Raw genomic sequence first — 22,504 nt, forward strand, 5'->3', positions numbered from 1 at the left:
TGTCGCAATAACAACACCCTTAATTTTTAAACTTAAACTTGTATCAACTGTGTTCGAATGTTGGGGTTAAAAAATAAAAGAATTTAATAATAACAAACAACCATCTAACAGGCTTTCTGCCAAAAACAATTAACTTATGAATCTCTCTGAACTGAAACAAATGTCAACGCCAAAGTTGACTGAAATTGCTAAAAAAACGGGTGTAGAAACACGCTCTCGAGTCCACAAACAACAAATGATTTTTTCAATCTTGAAAAAACATGCCAAAAAAGGTGAAGACATCTTTGGTGATGGTGTCTTAGAAGTACTGCCTGATGGTTTTGGTTTTTTAAGAGCACCGGAAGGATCTTATCAAGCAGGACCTGATGATATTTATGTTTCACCCAGCCAAATCAGACGTTTTGGTTTACAAACCGGTGATACCATCGAAGGCAAAATCAGACCACCAAAAGACTCAGAAAGGTATTTTGCTTTGTTGCAGATCAGTACCATCAACTACGAGCCACCTGAGAACACCAAAGGCAAAATCATATTTGAAAACTTGACACCATTGTTTGCTACGGAGCAGTTAAAGATGGAACGTGGTGATGGCTCAAGAGAGGATTTAACCACCCGAATCATTGATTTGGTCTCGCCCATTGGTAAGGGCCAACGTGGCTTGATCGTATCACCTCCAAAAGCCGGTAAAACCATGATTTTGCAGAACATTGCTACATCGATTGCACAAAACAATCCTGAGGCTAAATTGTTCGTACTGTTGATTGATGAACGTCCGGAAGAGGTGACAGACATGCAACGCACAGTCAAAGGTGAAGTGATAGCTTCGACCTTTGATGAACCGGCCACACGTCACGTACAAGTCGCTGATATGGTGATTGAACGTGCCAAACGTTTGGTGGAGCACAAACAAGACGTAATCATCTTATTGGATTCGATCACCCGTTTGGCCCGTGCCTACAATACCGTGACGCCGGCCTCTGGTAAAATTCTTACCGGTGGTGTGGATGCCAATGCTTTGCATCGGCCGAAAAAATTCTTTGGTGCAGCCAGAAACGTTGAGGAAGGTGGGTCATTGACCATCATAGCCACTGGCTTGGTTGAAACGGGCTCTAAAATGGACGAAGTTATTTTTGAGGAATTCAAAGGCACCGGTAATATGGAGGTTCATCTGGACCGTCGTGCAGCAGAAAAACGCATCTGGCCTGCCATGAACATCAATAAATCAGGTACGCGCCGTGAAGATTTGATTGTTGATCCTGAATTCTTGCAAAAAGCCCATATTTTGCGCAAAATCCTGAATCCAATGGATGACTTACAAGCCATTGAGTTCTTATTAGATAAACTGAAAGACACCAAAACCAACGAGGAATTCTTTACCTCAATGAAACGGTAGTTTTTATCTCAAAATACGGTGCGCAGTAAATCTCACTGCGCACCACAAAGAAATCCCCCAATTCATTATTATCTGAACACAAAGTGCCTTCCATTGGTTAAAATAATGGCATGTCACAATCCAAACCGCTCAGTTACGCAGCCATTGACCTTGGTTCGAACTCCTTTCATTTGCTGGTTGCCACCTTCAAGTCAGGACAAATTTATCCATTAGATTCAGTCAAATACATGGTGCGATTGGCTGCTGGTTTAGATCACAGAAAAATGATTTCATCCGAATACCTCAATAAAGCCTATGAAGCGCTTGAGGCGATGTCGGCAAGAATTGAAAACATTCCTGATCAGCGGGTCCGAATCGTAGGCACCAACACCCTGAGGGTGGCTAAAAACTCACAACAGTTTCTGGCAAGAGCAGAGCAAATCTTGGGCCATGAGATTGAAATCATATCAGGCCGGGAAGAGGCGCGGATGCTGTATTTGGGTGTGGCCCAATCGACCAGTGACAGCCCCTCGCGAAAGCTGGTGATGGACATTGGTGGTGGCAGTACCGAATTGATTATTGGTGAAGGGGTTAAATCGGAAAAAAGAGAGAGCTTACACATGGGTTGTGTCAGTTACACCAAAAAGTATTTCAGTGACGGTATGATCAATGAGCACAACTGGAAACGTGCATTGATACATGCTTTACAAGAGCTTAATCCATTCATCCAATCATTTAAAAAACAAGGCTGGGAACACAGTGTGGGTGCTTCAGGTACCATGCGTGCCACGGCAAAAATTCTAGAAGTCAATGAATTTGCTTTGACTGGCATCACAGTGGCAGGATTGGAGCAACTCAAAGAAAGGTGTTTTGATTTGGGAACAATAGATCAATTGACGGAGTTGTCAGGCTTGAGTGAAGACCGACGGCCTGTTTTTATTGGCGGTTTGGCCATTGTTTATGCCTTGATGAAGGCCTTCACTTTGCAGCAAATGGAGGTTTCAACAGGTGCTTTGCGTGAAGGCTTGATTTATGAAATGTTGGATGGGCCCAAATCCATTTCTGTCACTAAGCGCAGTATCAGAAAATTGGTTGAACAATTCACCGTTGATACAGTTCAGGCAGAAAACGTGCAGAGGCACAGCGAAGATTTGTTGGGACACTCAGAGGTGAAAATTAAGAAACGCTTACTGAATTTACTTTTTGGTGCGGTCAAACTACATGAGATTGGTTTATCCATTGCCCACAGCCAGTACCATAAAATCGGTGCTTATGTGGTTCAACACGCTGACATGCCAGGCTTTTCGAACCAGCAGAAGTTAGTGATGGCAACATTGATTAGACTGCATCGCAGAAAAATCAGTAAGTCTGTTTTGGCCAATTTAACCGAGCGCCAACATGAGGTGGTGATGTCATTGCTTGTGGTATTGCGGTTGGCAGTCATATTTGCTCGCAACAGGCACTTTGAGCCGGTACCCGTCGAACACTTTAACTACAACGATAAACGCATTGAAATAACCATTAAAACCGAATGGTTGGTTGATCATCCATTAATCAAGGCTGATTTAAAGGATGAAATCAAACGCTGGCGATCGGTTGGTGTTGAAATGACAGTTAATCAACCGCAAAAAGCTGCTGTAAATCCTTGAAAGCTTTGAACTCGAGTGCGTTGCCTGATGGGTCGAAGAAAAACAAAGTGGCTTGTTCACCCGCCTTGCCCTTGAAACGCACGTAAGGTTCAATCACAAAGTCAGTACCGGCAGCGGTTAGGGTATCTGCCAGTTTTTGCCACTGGGCCATGTCCAGAACCACACCAAAATGTGGCACAGGCACGCCATGGGCATCGACCTCATTATTGATTAATTTGACCTTGCCTTCTGGTCCCAATGACGGGTCTAAATGACAAACCAACTGGTGTCCAAATAAATCCAAATCAATCCACTCTTCACTGCTTCTGCCCGGTTTACAACCCAGGGTGTTGATGTAAAAATCTTTAGATTCACTGATGTTTCTGACCGGAATGGCCAAATGAAAAGGCGCATGTATGTGTTTCGACATGGTGAAAGTTGTTATAATCCAAAGACATCATCATAGCAGCATGAGAATAATTTTTGAAAGTCATTTTAAACGTTGACGCCATTACCCACCCTTTGACTGGAATTGGTCGTTATGCGCTCAACTTGGGTCAAGCCTTGGCTGCACATGAAGAGATCGAACACATCAAATTTTTCTCAGCGGATCACTGGGTTGAAGACATTGAGCTATCAACAGCAGAAAACAAATGGTTATCAGCGGCCAGGACGTGGATACCTATTAAATCACTGGCACTGAAACTTTATGCCAGTCGCCGAGCAAGTAAGTTTACTCAGTTGTCTGTAGGCATGGAAGAGCATGTGTTGCACAGCCCTAATTTTATATTGATGCCTTTTGTTGGACGTTCAGTGGCTACCTTTCATGACCTCTCATTCGTAAATTACCGAGAGACTCAGCCGGGCTACCGACTCAAATTTTTAGACCATGCGATACCAAAGACCTTGCAACAGGCAGATGCTTTGGTCACGCCAACTAACTATGTGAAACAAGAAATCATCAAGCATTATGCTTATCCAGCCGAACGAATTCATGTCACACCTTTGGGTGTCAGCGAGGGGTTCAAAACTTATACCGAAGAGCAGTGTCAAGCAACCTTACAAGCTCATGGATTGGGATTCAAAACTTATGTATTGGCCGTGGCGACCACAGAACCACGTAAGAACCTGATGCGGTTGATACAGGCCTACAGCTTGCTATCGCCTGCTTTGAGAAGGGCCCAGCCCTTGGTCTTGGTGGGTTCAGCTGGTTGGCTCAATGGTAAGCTCAATAGAACCATCAAAACAATGGTACAACAGGGCCAAATCATCAGTTTGGGCTATGTCAGCCAACAACAGTTACAACACTTGTATGCAGCAGCCACCCTTACGGCTTTTCCTTCTCTGTATGAGGGTTTTGGACTGCCCATCATTGAATCTATGGCTTCAGGCACACCGGTACTGACCAGTACCGATTCAGCCATGGCTGAGGTGGCAGCCAACCATGCTTTGTTGTGTAATCCATTGGATGTTGATGACATTGCCGCTCGATTAAAGCGTGGGCTTGAAGATGTAGACTGGATCAGCCAAGCGCAATCAGCTGGTTGTGATCATGCTGCCAACTTCACTTGGCAGCGCTGTGCAACTGCAACAACCAAGGCATACAGATAGCGGCTTCATTCGTTCGCAGTAAGACGTGTTATTGAGCATTGTTAAAACCCTTTCTTGATATCAATCAAAACTTGAAATGAGGCCATAGCGCATAATGGTGCTTTAAGCTGATTCATTAAATGATGGGACTTTGGCAAGCATTGGCAGGTTTGGGTTTGTTTCTTTTTGGGATGAAACAGCTCGAGACAGCCTTAAAACTTTTGGCCGGACCCCACTTCAATCGCTGGATTGTAACTTCAACCAACCAACCATTGCGCTCTGTCAGCACGGGCATTCTGGCCACAGCCATGGTGCAAAGCAGCTCTTTGGTTGGTTTAATCACGCTGGCCTTTGTCGGCGCTGGCATCATGCCATTGGTCAACGGTATAGGTGTGGTTATTGGCTCAAACTTAGGCACTACTTTTACGGGTTGGTTGGTGGCCACACTGGGTTTTAAAGTTGATATGGGTGTGATGGTTTATCCGTTGCTGGGACTGGGTGGTTTGGGTTATGGTTTGTTGAAAAACAAATCTCAAGCAGTGGCCCTGGCGGTTTTGGGTTTGGCCTTGTTACTACTCGGCTTGGGCTTGATGAAAGACAGTGCCAGTGTGCTATCGGGTCAGCTCAGTTTGGGCGCTTTACAAGGCTACCCACTGATTGTCTATTTGTTGTTTGGGTTGGTGATTACCGCCATCATCCAAAGCAGTTCCGTCATGATGATGCTGGCTTTATCCGCTTTGTATGCTGATTTACTGACCTTACCAGCAGCAGCAGCCTTGGTCATCGGTGCCGATTTGGGTACCACCAGCACAGTGATGCTGGGGGGTATACAAGGCGCCACAGCAAAGCGCAGATTGGCCTTGGCGCATGTGATATTTAATTTGGTGGTTGATGTCTTGGCATTTGTATCAATCCATTGGATATTAATGGTCATAGCTTATTTGCAGATCTCTGACCCATTGTTGGGTTTGGTGGCTTTCCACAGTTTTTTCAATTTGACGGGATTACTGCTTTTTATCCCTTTTATCGGCACTTTCAGTGACTGGTTGGAACAGGTGGTAAAAACCAAAACACATCCGCATTCTGTGGCCTACATCGATGCTGTTCCGGCGAGTGTCACAGATGCTGCAATGCAGGCTTTGGCATTGGAAGTCAATCGTTTGATTGCCTTGGTGTTGTTCTTCAATATGCGTTTATTGGGTATCAAAAATAATACAATAACCACTGAGGATCTACCCGTTGATTTCAGACAACACAGTACATTGGAATTTTACACCCACTTAAAAGGCCTGGAGGGTGAAATCATCAGTTATGCCATGGCGGTGCAAAGAATGAGTCAACCTGAAACATCTAAAGCAAATAAAAATTATGTATTGGGGCATCAGATTGATCATTACATGCAGGCCATCAGAGCTGCTATATACGCGGCCAAGTCAGTCAAAGACATACATGAAAACATCCTCGAGTTTGATCAAAGTACTGAAAAAAGTATCCAGCAACTTTATGCCACAATCATGAAGTCAACGGTTCGTGACTATCAATTCTTAATAAAGATGATGGCTGCAGATTGTGAAATTTTGCCTGATGAACTGGATGAGCTCAAAGTCCATGCCAATAACGCTCGGCGAGAAATACGCGCCTTCATTCATCAACAAATGATTCACTTAAAAGTTGACGCCACCAAGCTTTCGACCTTGTTGAATGTCAACAAAGAAACTTATAACTCAAAAAGCGCCTTGATCAAAGCCCTGCGAGCAATTGGTAGTCAGCAGCATAAGCGCTGATCATGCCCGTGGTATGCAACCATAAGGATTTAATCAAAGCCGTTATTGAAAATCACATCATCCTGGTTAAAATCAACTCGCAATTCAACATCGGCATACATCACCCCATTGGTATCGGTGGTGATGTCCAAAACGGTGATGATTAAATCTTTGTTGTTTGACCAAAATGCGTTAAAAGTTTGAGACTCCCCAGAGGCCAGATTGGCAGCAACCAGTGATGTGTTGTAACCGGTTGGGCTGTTGGTTGAGGTTACCATCAAGCGATCTTGTCCGTCTCTGGTACCGCTGTTGATGCCAGCATCACGGTTGAAGTTGATGTGGATGCTTGATGAACTCTGATCACCGTCAATGCTGTGTACCTTGATTAGGTTATGCTGGTTGGCAGTGGCTTGATCATAATCAGCGATGCCGGTGATTTGGCCGCGCCAAGTATCCTGGCCAATGCGCCAATCACTCTCATAAAAAGTCAGCTCTTTGTTTTCATACCAGCCAAATTTTGAACTTTTGACCGCATTGAAGCACATCCTAGGTCCATCGTCACTGGAATAAGAGTAGCCCATCATGCCTGATCTGTCAGCATACTCATTGGAGCCAATACCCGAGTGCCCCATGCCAAAATTATGGCCCAGTTCATGCATTTGCGCACTGACATAGGTGGCCCAGCGGTTGTTATATGTGGATGAGGCGCCATTGATTGAGGCGTAAGCTATCCAGCCACCTTCGGTATTCGGAGGCAGGGCAAACATGATGTGATCGGCTTGGGCATATAAACTACCAAACAATTGATTGCCAGCAGCGACCACAGCATTCCTTACCGTACCCCTTGATTCACCTTCGACATCGATGTTGATTGTCAGTTCTACCACGCCGTTGGTGATGTTTTGCCCTTGTGCCGGCATCATCTGTAACTGTCCGTAGGAACAATTATCAAACTGAGAGGTCATGTTGACCTCATCGCCAGCGGTACCAAAGACCGAATCAGCCAAAGCAGCTGGGGTGTCGGTGGTGCTGAAATCATTGGCTGTGACATGAATCATCAAAGCAGTTCTTTCGTTGATGCCACCACCGGCTGCCAACAAAGTTGATTCATCGGCCACGGTCAACGCACTTATGTTGGCATCGAATTCAGCCGCATCAAAAAATAGCGACCACTGGGATTGTGGGGATAAGATGATTTGATCGGATGTTTGCTGAAATTGGCTGATGCTGAGTTGTGGCTGTGCCGATGTTTTAAGCTGTTGACGAAGCCTGGCTTTGGCGGTGGTTATTTGAGCGGTTTGATGCTTTTTCAGTCCGGTGATTTGAATCACATTATGGATCAATGCCTCATCAATCAATTGACTGACTTTTTGCTGCTGTTGCAAGAATGCTTGAGTGAGGCCTTGCAGTTGATAGGACAGGCCATTGCTGTACTGACAGTGTAGGCTTTCGGTGTGTGATGTTTCAGTCTGCTGTGTGGCCACCAGATAGATGCTGCAGCGAATGGTCTCAGGTGATTCTTTAGGTGCTGTCTGTGCTGCAGCTTGGTTAATGAAAGCCAACAGCATAGTCACAAAAATTACCACTAATTGATGACGCTGCAGTTGGGTTGAACAGGTGGTTGGGTGGGATTCTTGGTTCATAGGTGTTGCTTTGATTGATTTGATGGTATCGATTCATTATAGGTGTAATTTGATCCCTGGCTGCGAACTGGTTCAAATTATGGCGCTCAATATGGTTGTTTTTTTGATGCTTAGTGCTGAGATTGAATTAAAACCCAAGCATGGGTAATTTCGGCGCTCTTTTTATCAAATAATCAGTTTTATTTATATCCACGTGAGCTGTTATAATTTTTGCGAAAAGATAACCCATTTTGTATTTAACCCTGAGTCTCTATAATGTATGACTCAATCACAACCGCCAAAATACCATGTCAATCATGCATAAACCATACCTAACAATCACCACAGCAGTCCTCGTCATGATGATGACCGCTTGTAGTACCACATCAAAGGAGAAGCCAGTCATGACCAAAGATTCTGCCGCTGTTATTTTGACCAATGAAGCCATTTACCAAGATTGGGAGTACAACCCACAGCGACCAGGGGTCATCAGATGGGCCGACGAGGGTGCTTACTTCACGGCACTGGAGACGGCTCAAGGTTTTGAAGAGGCTGAGCTGGAAAAAGACCAGTACGGCGATGACATCAAGCTCTATGAAGAAATCGTTCAGTATGATCCGGCCACTTTAGAGCGTGAGGTGTTGATTTCATTGGCGCAATTAACCCCTGAGGGCAGCGAAAATGCCTTGCCGGTTGACAGTTACAATTGGTCGAAAGACCGCAAGCTGGTGTTGATTTACACCAACGCCAAATACGTCTGGAGGGATAAAACGCGGGGAGAATACTGGGTATTGAACCTACAAAATGATGAGTTGTGGCAATTGGGTGGCGATGACTATGAACCCAGTCAAATGATGTTTGGTAAATTTTCACCCAATGGGCAGAAGTTTGCTTATGTTTACCACAACAATATTTATGTGCAGGATTTAAAGTCCCGTGAAATCACCGCCCTGACCACTGATGCATCAGACACCATCATCAATGGCTTGTTTGATTGGGCGTATGAAGAAGAGTTCAGCATTCAAGATGGTTTTCGCTGGAGCCCTGACAGCCAGCGCATCGCTTATTGGCAACTGGACACCCACGCGGCCCAAGATTTTTTAATCATTAACAACACCGACACGTTGTACCCAGAAGTAAACGCCATACCATATCCCAAAGTCGGTGAGGAAAATTCGGGTGCACGCATCGGTATCACCACCATTGCTGAACCGAAAACTGTTTGGGTGACCTTACCGGGCGTGCCCAAAGACATGTATGTGCCGCGGATGGACTGGGCGGATAATGCTGATCAAGTACTGATTCAACAAATGAACCGCAAACAAGACACCAACACCTTGTTTTATGCCGATGCCAAAACCGGTGAGGCCAGACCTTTTTTTGTTGAACAAGAAGAAACATTCATTGAATTGGTGGAGGACCCGAAGTGGCTCAAGGATTCTAAAAACTTCTTGTGGCAAAGCGAACGGGATGGCTGGAAGCATGTCTATCGAGTCTCTCGCGATGGTCAAGATGTGATTGATTTGACTCCAGGTGACTTTGATGTCACCGAATTGGTGTCGGTCGATGAGGCTAAGGGTTGGTTGTATTTTATTGCCTCACCTGATGAAGTTTCGCAGCGTTATTTGTTCCGCACCCGCTTGGACGGCAATGGTGATACAAACAGCAGCCAAATGCAACGAATCACTCCCGTTGAGTCTGTTGGCACCAACAGTTACAAAATGTCAGCGGATGCCACCTGGGCGATACACACGGTTTCAAGTTTTTTGAGTCCACCAGTTTCAACCTTGGTGTCACTGCCTGATCATAAGGCGCATCATGTACTGGAGGACAACGCCGAGTTGGTAGAAAAGATCGAAAAGTTGGCTAAGAATGAGGTTGAGTTCTACCGCGTAGAAGCCCGAGATGGTTTGCGTTTGGACGGGTTTTTGATGCGCCCGCCCAATTTTGATCCGAATAAAAAATATCCGTTAATTAATTTTGTCTATGGTGAACCAGCGGGCCAGACCGTGAGGGATGTCTACAGCACCCGTAATATCTGGCATTTAATGATGACGCAACAAGGTTTCATCGTGTCATCGATAGATAACCGCGGCACCAAAGCACCGCGCGGTCGTGACTGGCGTCGCTCGGTGTACGGTAACATAGGCCCCTTGGGCGCCCGCGATCAAGCCGATGCCTTGCAAGCCATGTGTGCACGCTGGGATTATATTGATTGTGATCGAGTCGGTGTTTGGGGGCATTCTGGCGGTGGGTCAATGACCTTGAACTTGTTGTTCCGCTACCCTGACCAATACCATGTCGGTGTATCCAGAGCACCAGTGCCTGACCAGCGTTTGTATGATTCCATTTACCAGGAGCGTTACTCAGGGTTACTGACGGATTTTGCCGAAAATTACCGCGAAGCATCAGCGATTACACATGCGAAAAACCTACAAGGGAAATTGTTATTGGTGCACGGTACCGGCGATGACAACGTGCATTACCAAGGTGCAGAGCGTTTGATCAATGAATTGATTAAACACAACCGACAGTTTGACTTCATGGCCTACCCCAACCGCCGTCACGGTATTGTTGAAGGCGAGGGTACCTCTTTGCATTTGTATACCATGCAGAGCAAGTACTTTATTGAGCATTTACAGCCTGATTGATTGGTTATAGACAAAGCCTATGGGCTATTATCAAACAGCCCCAACGAAATAACAGCGGTTACACACCGCTGTTATTGAGTCAGATTTTAACGTTGGTAATAATGCCGATTACTGTCGTCAAAAGCAACCTGACTTGAGGCAGCAATTTCTAAAATAACCTCCGTGATCCACATGGACAAGGATCATTGCGGCCTAACTTTTCTATCAGTTCTTTATCGCCGTGTACAAAGCGGTGGCCTTTTTTGACATGGGTTTCTGATGGGTAGCCTTTTCGGCGTTTACTGGTTGGCTCGAAAGGAATATGGATATTTACTGTTTTTCATGAGTTTCTCCTTTTTATCAATGGACTCTGTTTTTATGCCTGAGTCTTTGGCGAAATGCATTGTATTTGAAAACAGTTCTGTTGATGAAAGTTTTTCAACTGAAATTGGCTTCATTTGCGTTCAACCTAGGTAATATTTATTCGTGGTTTACGGGTCAGTAATTACCAATCAAACACTGTATCAACAGATCAATGTCCTCCCGTTCCAGCTCGCTGTTCAGGGTGATACGTAATCTGCATTGGTTTTTGGGTACGGTGGGTGGTCTGATGGCGGTGGTGATGATGCCACATGTTTTGAGGTAGTCGGATTTTTCAAGCGCCGCGGTTTCGGATTTGAGCATGATGGGTTGAATGGCAGAATCAGTGAATTTGGCTTGTTCGGCCAGCCCGTATTGGTCACATTGTTTTTTGTAATAATAGATTAAATCAGCGACTTTTTCACGCCGCCAAGGCTCTGTCTTTATCAATTCCAGTGCCTTCAATGTGGCCGCCACCACGGGAACAGGCAGGGCGGTGTTGTATTTATAAGTGCGGGCTTTCTGGATGATGGTTTCAATGAGGGTTTCAGAACCAGCGACATAAGCCCCACAGGTACCGAACGCTTTACCAAAGGTACCTGAGAGGATAGGCACCTCGGACTCGCTCAGAGTCATGGTGTCTAACACGCCGCGGCCATTATCGCCCAATACACCTACACCATGGCAGTCATCGACCCATAGCAGGGCGTTGTAGGTGTGGGCGCTTAGCGCGGCCCTGAACAAATCATGTGAATCACCATCCATACTGAAAACGCCTTCGGTGGCCCATAATTTAAACTTATTTATTTCGTCCTTAAGAATGGCTTCTGCTTTTTCATTGTTTAAGTGTGGATAGCGTTTCAGCTCAGCGCCGGTAATGTGTGCTGCATCAATCAATGAGGCGTGGTTCAAGCGATCTTGAATGAACCAATCATTGCGCTTCAAAAAGGCCTGTGCAATACCAATATTGGCCAAGTAACCGGCTGAGAACAAAACCACTTTGGGATAACCGAGGAAATCAGCCATGGCATATTCCAGTTCTTGGTGTAAGGATGTATAGCCAGACATCAAAGGTGAGCCTGTGGCGCCAAAACCAAACATCTGCGAGGCTTCTTGCGCCGCTGCCAGCACTTCCGGATGGTTAGCCAGTCCCAGGTAATCATTGCTGTTGAAGTTCAACATCTGCCTACCTTCAATAGACACATATCGCGCTGCTTTTGAAGTTCTCGTCATGCGCTGACGAAACAAATTATCGGCTTTGAGTTTTTCCAGTTGTTGTTCGAGCTTGGTTGACACTGATGTAATGTTTCGGTTTGTTTGTGAACATTATAAACCAGTTATAAACAAGCTGAGGCAGCTCATGATGCCTCACGCAATGGCCTTGGTTTGTTATGCTTCGTAGGCAGCAGCCACGGAATCATGTCTCAGTGATTCTTTGGCATAGGTTCAATGCCGAGTTTTCTGAACAGCGCCATGTCTTTGTTTTCTTCTGGATTGGCGGTAGTTAATAACTTCTCACCGTAAAAGATGGAATTGGCGCCGGCAAAAAAGCACATCGCTTGCACCGCTTCTGACATGTCATTACGACCCGCGGATAAACGCACCATGGATTTCGGCATCATGATCCGTGCCACCGCAATGGTTCTGACGAAATCAAGCGCATCGATTTTGTCAATGCCATGCAGTGGTGTGCCCTCAACCTGCACCAATGAATTAATCGGTACACTGCCTGGGTGTTGGTCCAAGTTAGCCAAGGCCATTAACATGCCACCGCGGTCACGCTGTGATTCACCCATGCCAACGATTCCACCAGAGCAGACATTGATGCCTGATTCTTGAACATTTTTTAAGGTGTCCATGCGCATTTCAAATTTACGCGTGGTGATGATTTTCTGGTAATACTCTTCGGATGTGTCGATATTGTGGTTGTAGTAATCCAAGCCTGCATCAGAAAGCTTTTTTGATTGTTCAGGGGACAGCATACCTAAGGTCAGACAAGTCTCCATGCCTAAGGCTTTGACCCCTTTAACCATGCCAATGACCTGATCCAAATCGCGATCTTTGGGGCTGCGCCAAGCGGCCCCCATACAAAATCGGGTGGCACCTTGTTCTTTGGCCAAACTGGCTTGTTCCAGAACGGCATCAACTGGCATCAATGGTTCGGCTTCAACCTCGGTGTCGTAACGCACCGACTGTGGACAGTAATTACAGTCCTCAGGGCAGGCTCCGGTTTTGATGCTCAATAGGGTGCTGATTTGGACGTGATTGGGGTTGAAAAATTCGCGGTGCGTTTGCTGTGCTTGGAACAGCAGATCATTGAACGGTACAGCGAACAAGGCTTCCACTTCATCAATGGTCCAGTCGTGTCTGATGGGTGTGCTTTTAGTCATCACAGGGCATTTTAAAACAAAGTAAGGCAGTATGCTTTCCCAATAGCCAATAGTCAATGATTGAGCCCGAATTTCAAACGACCGTTAGCCATAAAATGCCAGAGAAGCTCGGGTTGACATGAGCCCCTCCAGCGGTCAAAACCTATTGAGTTTGTTCAAAACCATTAAAGAAGATTAAATCAGGCGCAGGGATGCCAACTAATTGATACAGGCTTTCGCCACCCATGATATACAATTCGCCATCATCACCTTCACCCATGCCTGTTACAGTAAAACTGCCAACCAGTGTGCCCAGGTTGTAACTGTTCCATGAATCATTTTGGCTGGGTTCAGCGGCCCAAAATTTCCCATCGCACCAGTCAGTATAAAAGTACCACCCGTACAAACCTGGATAATCATTACCACGGTAGCGAAAACCGCCCACTGCTGAACAATTTTCAGAGCCAGGGATGTCATGTTCCAAAACGGCAATGGGTGAAATTTGATTGGTAATGGCCTGACAAGTGGCATCGTTGGTAAAAAAGGCATCATTGTTTTCAAAACAAGGCCAGCCATAATTCTGTCCGCCGGCAGAGCCAGATTGTAGGTGATTGAATTCTTCCCAGCGGTCTTCGCCAACATCACCAATAAACAAATCGCCGTTCAAGCGATCAATTGAAAAACGCCAGGGGTTTCGAAAACCTTTGATCCAAACAGCATTACCAAATGGGTTATCGGCAGGAATGGCATAATTGATATCTTCAGTAGTTGGAAAATCATCACCATCGACATCTATTCTTAAAATTTTACCCAATAAACTGTTGTTGTTTTGTGGTTCAAATATATTCAAACCACCATCACCGGTGCTTAAATAAAGCAAGCCATCAGGACCAAAGTGCAAATCGCCACCGTTGTGGTTTCCGGCTAATCCGGTTATTTTAAGTATTTTATAAGCACTGTTAGGATCAGCCAAATCAGGGTTGTTAGCAGAAATGGTATACCTGACCAGCTCATTATCGCCTTCATTGTTGCTGTAAAACACGAAGAAGTAACCATTGGTCTCATGGTCAGGGTGAAAAGCCAAGCCTAACAGTCCTCTTTCACCTCCAGATAAAACCAAAGCGTCAATGTCTAAAAGTGGCTCATTATTGACTTCATTATTTTTCACTACCTGGATGGTACCGCCTTGTTCAACCACAAACAGTCTCTGGCTGTTGTCCTTGGCGGAAGTGACGCCAACGGATTGAAAAAAGCCGTTGGCCACTTCGATGACATCTACACCCACCGGTTGGGCCATGGATTGAAAACCCCACAAAATGTAAATCAGTGCTACGGCTTTGGTTTGCATGTTATTTTTCATAATATCCCTGACAGACATCGGTACCCCAGTTCGTGTCTTTGTATTTTATGAATCAGTTTTAGGTGAAGTGAGTGATAAGGTAAATATGAAAAAGTATCAACGGTCAATCTTGGCGACTAAACGGTTGATTTTAGGTAAGACACATCGTGGTTGTGTTGGTTTCGGTGTTTCTCAATAAGAAATTTATGAACGTGTTTTTTTGTTCAGTTCTTTCAATGCCTGGTAGTCTTTTAGCTTGTGGCTGGTTAGTGTGCTCAGGTAGACAAAGTAAATAAATCCAATGACCACCCAGCTCAATAGCAGCGTTTTGAGCCACAATAAATTGATTGATCCGACGAATACCCAGACCATCATTATCAACAACACTTGTGCCAATGCCACAGAAATTAATGCAACGCGGAAACCTTTGTTGATGATTTTGTCTTTCTCTGATTGAGTTGGTCTTTGTAACTCTTCTCGATTCAGTTCAAAAACCGCACACAAGCTATTGAGGGTTTCGGTTGACACGGAGCCTTTACTTTCGGCGCGTTGAATGGTTCTCAGACTGATACCACTGACATCGGCCAGGTGTTGTTGGGTCCAGCCTTTGGTTTGTCTCAAAGTTTTTAGTTGGAAGGTGTCTATTTGCATCTCGGCTTGGTTCATGTTGTTTTGGTTACCCCATTATAAAGCCATCAGTAAAGCATAAATACCTCAAAGTCTTTACGTCATCCTTGCGTCACCAAGTCGCCATTACGTAGCGTATCCAATTAATCCAATCTGTTTCTATCTGTTAGAATGCTGTTTTTCCATTCAACGAGTATGCTATGCCTGTACATGAAATCAATCACCCTTTGGTCAAACACAAAATCGGTTTGTTGCGTAACAAAGACATCTTGGTAAAAGATTTCAGGGCCATTGTGGCTGAAATAGGCGTCTTACTGACCTATGAAGCCACGCAAGATTTAAGCACCAAGGAAGTAACCATTGATACCTGGGCCGGCCAAGCCGAAGTGCAAAAAGTCAGTAACCAAGATATTTCAGTTGTGCCCATACTCCGTGCCGGTTTAGGTATGTTGGATGGGGTGCTACAAATGTTGCCTGGTGCTGGCGTCTCGGTGGTTGGGTTCGCGCGCAATGAGGATACATTAGAGGCTGAGAACTATTATGAGAAACTGGTTGCTGACATCAAAGATAAAACTGTCATTGTGATAGATCCAATGTTAGCCACTGGGGGTACTTTAGATGCCACCTTGGATTTGCTGAAACAGGCCGGCTGCAAAAAGATCAAAGGGATTTTTTTAGTGGCAGCACCTGAGGGCATCGCACGCATTGAACAAAAGCATCCCGAGGTTGATATCTATGTCGCAGCAGTCGATGACCACCTCAACGAGCAAGGCTATATCTTGCCTGGTTTGGGAGATGCTGGCGATAAAATATTTGGTACTTTATAGCGGTTGAATTGGCTGCTCAAAGTTGATGCTGTTGTTGTTTAAAATACTGTTTGGCCCGATTCTGCTCATTCAGGGTTGGTGGGTGCGGCACAAAACCCCAGTATTACCTGAGCCTGAAATACCAGCCAAAGGCGTCAAAGGTAAAGGCAGGCCATTAAAATTATTGCTAATGGGTGATTCCTCCGCAGCTGGTGTCGGTGCTCTGGTGCCTGAACAATCTTTATTGGAACAGCTGTTGAGCCAACTCTGTCAGCGGCACCAGGTTAAGTATCTGATGCTGGCAGAGACGGGACGCACCACTGCACAAATGATCGCCATATTGGAAACAAGCGAGGCCAGTCAATTTGATGTCGTCATCACCGCACTGGGGGTCAATGATGTGACTTCACAAGTGGCAGTTAAAGCATGGGTCAAGCAACAACAAAACCTGCTTTCATTGCTTAAAGCCAAACACCAACCACAACTCATCATCATGTCTGGTCTGCCGCCTGTGGGTGATTTTCCCGCTTTGCCATGGCCGCTCAATGCTTATTTGGGTGCGGTGGCTGATCAAATGAATGTCGCGTTAGAGAAAATTTGCGCAGAACACGCGGAGGTGCATTTTCACTCTTTACGTGACTATCCAGATGATGCCAAAGCCGCCAGTGATGGCTTTCATCCCGGGCCTAGCACGTATCAAATATGGGCTGAGAGACTGGCTGCACAGATCATAAAATCGATTTGAGCATGTTATACTGCTGTCATATTCAAGGCCCATTAGCGCATCGATGCTAGAACAACTGATAACCTTGAAACACTGAATAAAACCGCTCAATACAGGAAGCAGTTTACAAATGCTGAACCGCATTCAAGAATTGGAAAGCTCAACATCATGGCGGTTAACCGCGCCGTTAAGAAAGATCAAGCGTTGGCTCAATCGGTGATTGATTCAGTTTTGCTGGACAAAATATAAGCTTGCGGCTCACCCCAGCCGATGAAATCAAGACCGTTTATTTGACCCTCATCGTTGGCTTTGAATGTTATCTTGGCATTCACAAGCTTCAACTTGAATGTGTTATCACCAATATAAGACATGGCAAATTTAGGCTGTTTAGGAGCAACCAGATACAGCTGATCATCGCGACGCTCAATGCGCAAAGGTTTTTTATTTGATTCATTGTAAAATTCACCGATGAAAGCATCCAACTCGCTGGGATCAATGGCCACAGGGAAGTCATGATTTCTCATCGGCTTGGATGGGTCCATTAAATGCACCGCAATGTCTTCAACATTATTATTTGGATCAGCGTTGGTGATTACGGCTACCACCTTTTCTTGTGCTTTATCAATCATCAGCATGGAACTGAACCCTGCTGTACCTCCGTTGTGCCAGATGATTCCAGATGCCGTGAAGTGCCAGCCCAAGCCAACTTGAGTTCGGTTGTTGGAAAAATGCACTTGAGTAGCCAAATTCATGGCATCTTCAAGCGCTGACTGGTCGGCGGCCAAGTAGGCCATACCATAGTGCAACAGGTCTTTCACGGAGCTGCGAATCGAACCGGCGCCAGCCAATGCTTTGAAGTTCCAGGCTTGCGCGGTACTGTTACCGGAATAACCTTGAGCCAAAAGTTCATCTGGAACAGCTTCAAGAGTCATGTAAGTCTGATTTAACTCCAATGGCCCGAGGACGTGTTGTTGAATCAAGTCGTTGTAGGTGGAATTGGTAATCACCGCCATGCTTTCGCCCAACAGGCCGGCACCGAAATTAGAGTAAGCATAGCTGCTACCAGCTTGTTGTGGTTTGCTGGCCATGACGCCGTTGATCAAATCATTGCGGTCATAGCTGGCATAAGGGTCGGTACTGAATAAGTTGAGGTTGCTGGGTAAGCGGGGTAAACCTGATGTGTGTGTGGCCAAATGTTTAAATGTAACTGGTTTTTCAGCCTGGTCAATCAGCTGAAAGGGTTTTGGCCAATGGTCTTGTACGGAATCATTGATTGTAAAGCCATGGGTTTGGCTCAAACTGGCCAGCAGCAAACTGGTAAAAGTTTTACTGATGGAACCTATTTCGTAAATACTTTCTCTGGTTGCAGGAATCTTCGCGGCTCGGTTTTGCCAGCCATTGACATAATAGTGCGACTTACCCTGTTCGAACACACCAATCACAACAGACGCATTGAGTCCGTGTTGGACGCGCAAATCGACTTCTTTCTTCACATCATCAGGGATTTGAGCCAGACCCAATTGAGTGACTAATAATGCAATGAAAGTGATTGTTTTCAACATATATGCTCCGACTGGATTTGTTATTTTGATGATTTTAAATAAGTTTATTTTATGGCTGTAATGGCTCAATTGATATAGCCCATTAGGCAGTTTTACATACAGTAGTTGAAAGACAAATGTGACCAACAGCACTGTGTTTTGGCCTTGAGGTGGTTAAAATGTTTGTTTTCTTTGAATTGAAGTGGAGTGTAGAAGATGAAATTTAAATTATTAACTGCGGTAGCATTGTTGGGTACTTCAATGATGAGTTTAGCTGAGGACTTGAAATTAGATGATGTCTTGGCTGAATACATTGAAGCAAAAGGTGGTATGGAAGTGATTCAAAGCATGAAAACCATGAAAACCTCAGGAAAAATGATGATGGGTGTGATGGAAGCACCTTTTGAGTTCACTTACAAGGCACCAGATAAAGTGCACACCACCTTTGAGGTGCAAGGCATGAAGGGCATCCAAGCCTATGACGGTGAAATGGGTTGGCAAGTGATGCCCTTTATGGGCAAGGATGATCCAGTGGCACTATCAGCTGATGAATTGAAACAAGTCAAAGAGCAGTCAGACATCGAAGGCCCATTGGTCAATCATGAGGCCAAGGGAATTAAATTGGAATTGGTTGGATTAACTGAGATTGAAGGCACGCCAGTGATAGAAATCAAAGCAACTAAACCTTCAGGCGATGTGGTTGAGGTGTTTTTGGATGAAGAATACAAAATCGAAGTCATGACCCGATCAAAAATGAAAATGATGGGGCAGGAAGTTGAAGCAGAAACATATTTCAGTGATTACAAAGAAGTTGGTGAGGCCAGTGTGCCCGTGGCTCATTCGATGCTGGTAAAAATGAATGGTGTTGAAGCTCAAAATTTAAGCTTAGAACAAGTCGAAATCAACCTTGAAGTTGACGATTCACTATTTGAGATGCCGGTGGTTGCTGTCAAAGAGCCCGCTGAAAAAACTGAATAAGCGGAGTTGACCAGATGAAAATATCAACATTATGCTGGCTGGCGGGTTCCCTGCTGCCAGCTTCCTTTGTGGCGCAGTCTGCCAAAGTGGATTCATACACTTTTGGCGGACTACAAGCCAGGGCCATTGGGCCTGCTGTCATGAGTGGTCGCATCGCGGCACTGGATGCAACCAACAGTGATACCCCCGTGATTTATGTCGGCACGGCCAGTGGCGGGGTGTGGAAATCGAAAGATGGTGGCATTGGGTTTGAACCGATATTCGATGACTACAACCAATCAATCGGCGCCATAAAAGTCGACCCCAATAATGAGTCTAATGTTTGGGTGGGGACTGGTGAATCTTGGGTAAGAAATACGGTTTCAGTCGGTGATGGTGTCTATCTCTCGAACGATGGAGGCAATAAATGGCAGCATTTGGGTTTAGAAAAAACCGAACGCATTGCAGCCATTGAAGTCAGCAACCAATCATCCGACACGGTGTTTGTTTGTGCCACAGGTGCTTTGTGGAATGACGCCAAAGAACGTGGTGTATACAAAACATCTGATGCTGGAAAAACATGGCAACAAGTGCTTTATATCAATCAAAGCACCGGTTGTTCAGATTTGGTGATTGATCCCAATAACCCCAACATCATTTATGCGGGCATGTGGCAATTTCGTCGCTACCCTGACTATTTCACTTCAGGCGGTGAGGGCAGTGGTTTATACCGTTCTATCGACGGCGGTGATACATGGCAGGAAATGATCAACGGCCTACCGGCTGATGACAAAGGTCGAATTGCTTTGGCCATTGCGCACTCACAAAGTACGACGGTGTATGCCACGGTAGAGGCTGAGGAGACTGCCTTATATCGCAGTGATGACATGGGCCGATCATGGCAGCGCAAATCCGATGCGGGTATGGTGCAAATGCGGCCTTTTTACTTTGGTGAATTAAAAGTCGATCCCACTGACCCTGAGCGGGTCTACAAGCCCAGTTTCATCACGGTAACCAGTACCGATGGTGGCGAGACTTTCACTTCCATGTTTGGTGGTGGGTTCAATATCCCCATCCATCCAGATCACCATGCTTTGTGGATCAATGAGAACAACCCCAACCAACTGGTACTTGGAACCGATGGTGGCGTTTACATCAGCTACAACAAAGGTGGTAACTGGCGCATGGTGGGTACCTTGCCGGTCAGTCAGTTTTATCATGTTTCACACGATGATCAATGGCCGTACCATGTTTATGGTGGGTTACAAGACAACGGTTCTTGGGAAGGCCCGTCGCGCGCGGCTGGTGGTATCAAGCCTGGTGATTGGAATTCGATTGGTATGGGTGATGGCTTTTGGGCCTTTGTTGATAAACAAGATCACAACACCATTTACTCAGAATACCAAGGCGGCAAGCTGTTGCGTTTGAACCGAGAAGTGGGAGAGTTGAAGAACATTCCACCGGTGGCCGGTGACGGTGAAGAGGCTTTGCGTTTTAACTGGAACACGCCATTGTTGGTCAGTGAGGCCAATATAGGCACCATTTATTACGGCTCACAGTACCTGCATAAATCCACTGATCGTGGTGAGTCATGGCAAACCATTTCACCTGACTTAACCACCGATGACCCCAAGCGCCAGCGCCAAGCAAGTACCGGTGGCCTGACCATTGATAATTCAACCGCCGAGAACAACGCCACCATTTATACCATCGCAGAATCGATGCTTGATAAAAAATTGTTGTGGGTCGGTTCGGATGATGGTTTGATTCACGTTTCTAAAGATGCCGGTGACAGCTGGCAAAACGTCGGTAAAAACATCAAAGGCGTACCCAAAGGTACTTGGGTATCACGGGTCACAGCCAGTCCACACGAGGTGGGAACGGCTTTTGTTACCTTTGATGGGCATCGCACCGGTGACATGAAAACTTATACTTACCGCACCGATGATTTTGGTAAAAGCTGGCAAAAACTGGCGGCTGATGATTTGGGCTATGCTTGGGTGATAAAACAGGACCGAGTCAACCCAGACTTGTTGTTTTTGGGCACGGAATTTGGTCTGTATATCAGTTTAGATGCCGGTGCCAATTGGTCTCGTTTCAAAGAAAACCTACCTAAAGTCGCCATCCATGATTTGGTGATTCACCCCACTGAACATGATGTGATTTTAGCCACCCATGGTCGGGGTGTTTACATCATTGATGACATCTCACCATTGCGCGCATTGACCCAAGAAAACCTCACCGAGAACGTGGTGATGTTACCTTCACGTCCGGCTGTCATGGTTGAAGGTGGGGCGCTACAAAGCTTTGCTGGTGGCGATGATTTCATCGGCGCCAACCCTTCAGAGGTGGCAGTGATTACCTATTATTTGAAGAAGCGTCACATGTTTGGTGACATGAAAATCAACATCTTAGATGAAGATGATCAAGTCATCACTTCATTGGTGGCAGGCAAGCGCCGTGGGATCAATCGAGTGGAGTGGCCAATGCGGCTGAAGGCGCCTAAGTTTCCGCCTTCAACCTCGCTGGTGCCGGGTTTTGTCGGACCCAGGGTGGCAGAAGGCACTTACAAAGTCGAGTTGATAAAAGGCAAGAAGAAGTATTATTCAACGGTTGAATTGGTACCAGACCCAAGGTCTCAGCACACCCGCGAGGACCGCCAGGCACAACAACAGTTGTCGATGCAACTGTATGATGCCATCAACGATTTGACTTTCAGCTTAAGCCAACTCAAAGATGTGGTCAGCCAGTTAGAGTCACAGGCGGATCTTTCGGCTTCAGCACAGAAGAAAGTTGAGCGATTCAAGTTGTCCTATCAGGATTTGAATGCCCAGTTCACTGCCACCAAAAAAGGCATGATTACCGGCGAATCTAAGCTGCGCGAACAGTTGGGTACTTTGTTTGGTAACGTGGTGGGCTACAGCGGCCAACCGAGTCAGACGCAATACCAAACGGCAGCGCGTCTGATTGCTGAGGTTGCAACCGCACTTGATGCCGGACAAAACCTGTTAGATAAACAACTGCCAGGTTTGAATAAGTTGATGGATAAAGCATCACCTATTGAGTTGCTTGATCGAGCCACTTGGGATGAGAAAAATGGCATGGGATTGGCCACGCCACCAGTGAACAAAGCGTGGTTGGTCAATGGGGCTCATGTGCATCATTGATGATTGTTT

Annotated in this window: 16 protein-coding genes and 1 pseudogene; 9 read left to right on the forward strand and 8 right to left on the reverse strand. The window is 45.7% G+C overall.

Translation table 11 applies throughout. The features are described from left to right. Nucleotides 1-139: 139 nt before the first annotated feature. Both rho and QNI24_RS02290 read left to right on the forward strand, forming a co-directional pair. Nucleotides 140-1,393, forward strand: a pseudogene (gene rho, locus QNI24_RS02285) (transcription termination factor Rho); the annotation flags it as partial. A 110-nt stretch (nt 1,394-1,503) separates the two neighbouring features. After that, the gene (locus QNI24_RS02290) at nt 1,504-3,021 is read left to right on the forward strand and encodes a Ppx/GppA phosphatase family protein (RefSeq protein WP_267175801.1); all 1,518 of its coding nucleotides are present in this window, start codon (nt 1,504-1,506) and stop codon (nt 3,019-3,021) included. Here QNI24_RS02290 and QNI24_RS02295 read toward each other — a convergent pair. Next, on the reverse strand, nt 2,987-3,430 hold the full coding sequence (locus QNI24_RS02295; protein WP_267175802.1) for a VOC family protein: 444 nt from the start codon (nt 3,428-3,430) through the stop codon (nt 2,987-2,989). The genes QNI24_RS02290 and QNI24_RS02295 overlap by 35 nt on opposite strands. A 53-nt stretch (nt 3,431-3,483) precedes the next feature. Between QNI24_RS02295 and QNI24_RS02300 the strand changes: the two genes are divergently transcribed. Further along, nucleotides 3,484-4,611 (forward strand): glycosyltransferase family 4 protein, encoded by a 1,128-nt coding sequence (locus tag QNI24_RS02300; RefSeq protein ID WP_267175803.1) that lies wholly within the window; start codon nt 3,484-3,486, stop codon nt 4,609-4,611. Nucleotides 4,612-4,730: 119 nt separating this feature from the next. Beyond that, the gene (locus tag QNI24_RS02305) at nt 4,731-6,374 is read left to right on the forward strand and encodes a Na/Pi cotransporter family protein (protein ID WP_267175804.1); all 1,644 of its coding nucleotides are present in this window, start codon (nt 4,731-4,733) and stop codon (nt 6,372-6,374) included. A gap of 29 nt (nt 6,375-6,403) precedes the next feature. Here the strand turns inward: QNI24_RS02305 and QNI24_RS02310 are convergent, their stop codons facing one another. Continuing rightward, complete coding sequence (locus QNI24_RS02310) at nt 6,404-7,996, reverse strand: metallopeptidase domain-containing protein (RefSeq protein ID WP_267175805.1); 1,593 nt, start codon at nt 7,994-7,996, stop codon at nt 6,404-6,406. A gap of 383 nt (nt 7,997-8,379) precedes the next feature. On the opposite strand from QNI24_RS02310, the gene QNI24_RS02315 reads away from it, so the two are divergent. Then, on the forward strand, nt 8,380-10,626 hold the full coding sequence (locus QNI24_RS02315; protein ID WP_267175806.1) for a S9 family peptidase: 2,247 nt from the start codon (nt 8,380-8,382) through the stop codon (nt 10,624-10,626). A 148-nt stretch (nt 10,627-10,774) separates the two neighbouring features. Here QNI24_RS02315 and QNI24_RS15410 read toward each other — a convergent pair whose 3' ends face one another. From QNI24_RS15410 to QNI24_RS02340, 5 genes are all read right to left on the reverse strand, one after another. Next, a complete protein-coding gene (locus QNI24_RS15410) occupies nt 10,775-10,933 on the reverse strand; it encodes an SEC-C metal-binding domain-containing protein (protein ID WP_323373312.1) in 159 nt (52 codons plus the stop codon). A 170-nt stretch (nt 10,934-11,103) separates the two neighbouring features. Continuing rightward, nucleotides 11,104-12,261, reverse strand: a complete 1,158-nt coding sequence (locus QNI24_RS02325) for an aminotransferase class I/II-fold pyridoxal phosphate-dependent enzyme (RefSeq protein WP_267175807.1) — start codon at nt 12,259-12,261, stop codon at nt 11,104-11,106. 128 nt (nt 12,262-12,389) lie between these two features. Beyond that, a complete protein-coding gene (gene bioB, locus QNI24_RS02330) occupies nt 12,390-13,355 on the reverse strand; it encodes a biotin synthase BioB (protein ID WP_267175808.1) in 966 nt (321 codons plus the stop codon). A gap of 142 nt (nt 13,356-13,497) precedes the next feature. Continuing rightward, nucleotides 13,498-14,694, reverse strand: coding sequence for a PQQ-dependent sugar dehydrogenase (locus QNI24_RS02335; RefSeq protein ID WP_267175809.1), 1,197 nt, complete (start codon nt 14,692-14,694; stop codon nt 13,498-13,500). Nucleotides 14,695-14,877: 183 nt separating this feature from the next. Beyond that, nucleotides 14,878-15,339 (reverse strand): helix-turn-helix domain-containing protein, encoded by a 462-nt coding sequence (locus QNI24_RS02340; protein ID WP_267175810.1) that lies wholly within the window; start codon nt 15,337-15,339, stop codon nt 14,878-14,880. 161 nt (nt 15,340-15,500) lie between these two features. Between QNI24_RS02340 and upp the strand changes: the two genes are divergently transcribed. Continuing rightward, entirely contained in the window at nt 15,501-16,127 is a 627-nt protein-coding gene (gene upp / locus QNI24_RS02345) for a uracil phosphoribosyltransferase (protein WP_267175811.1), read from the forward strand. A gap of 25 nt (nt 16,128-16,152) precedes the next feature. After that, complete coding sequence (locus QNI24_RS02350; protein WP_283708469.1) at nt 16,153-16,851, forward strand: SGNH/GDSL hydrolase family protein; 699 nt, start codon at nt 16,153-16,155, stop codon at nt 16,849-16,851. A 188-nt stretch (nt 16,852-17,039) separates the two neighbouring features. Here QNI24_RS02350 and QNI24_RS02355 read toward each other — a convergent pair whose 3' ends face one another. Next, nucleotides 17,040-18,389: a serine hydrolase gene (locus QNI24_RS02355; RefSeq protein ID WP_283708470.1), complete on the reverse strand. Its 1,350-nt coding sequence runs from the start codon at nt 18,387-18,389 to the stop codon at nt 17,040-17,042. 198 nt (nt 18,390-18,587) lie between these two features. Between QNI24_RS02355 and QNI24_RS02360 the strand changes: the two genes are divergently transcribed. Continuing rightward, a complete protein-coding gene (locus QNI24_RS02360; protein WP_267175814.1) occupies nt 18,588-19,349 on the forward strand; it encodes a hypothetical protein in 762 nt (253 codons plus the stop codon). Between the two features lie 14 nt (nt 19,350-19,363). Further along, nucleotides 19,364-22,495: a VPS10 domain-containing protein gene (locus tag QNI24_RS02365; RefSeq protein WP_267175815.1), complete on the forward strand. Its 3,132-nt coding sequence runs from the start codon at nt 19,364-19,366 to the stop codon at nt 22,493-22,495. The last annotated feature ends 9 nt before the right edge of the window (nt 22,496-22,504 follow it).

Source organism: Marinicella marina (genome assembly GCF_030065545.1).
GTDB classification, from domain to species: Bacteria; Pseudomonadota; Gammaproteobacteria; order Xanthomonadales; family Marinicellaceae; genus Marinicella; species Marinicella marina.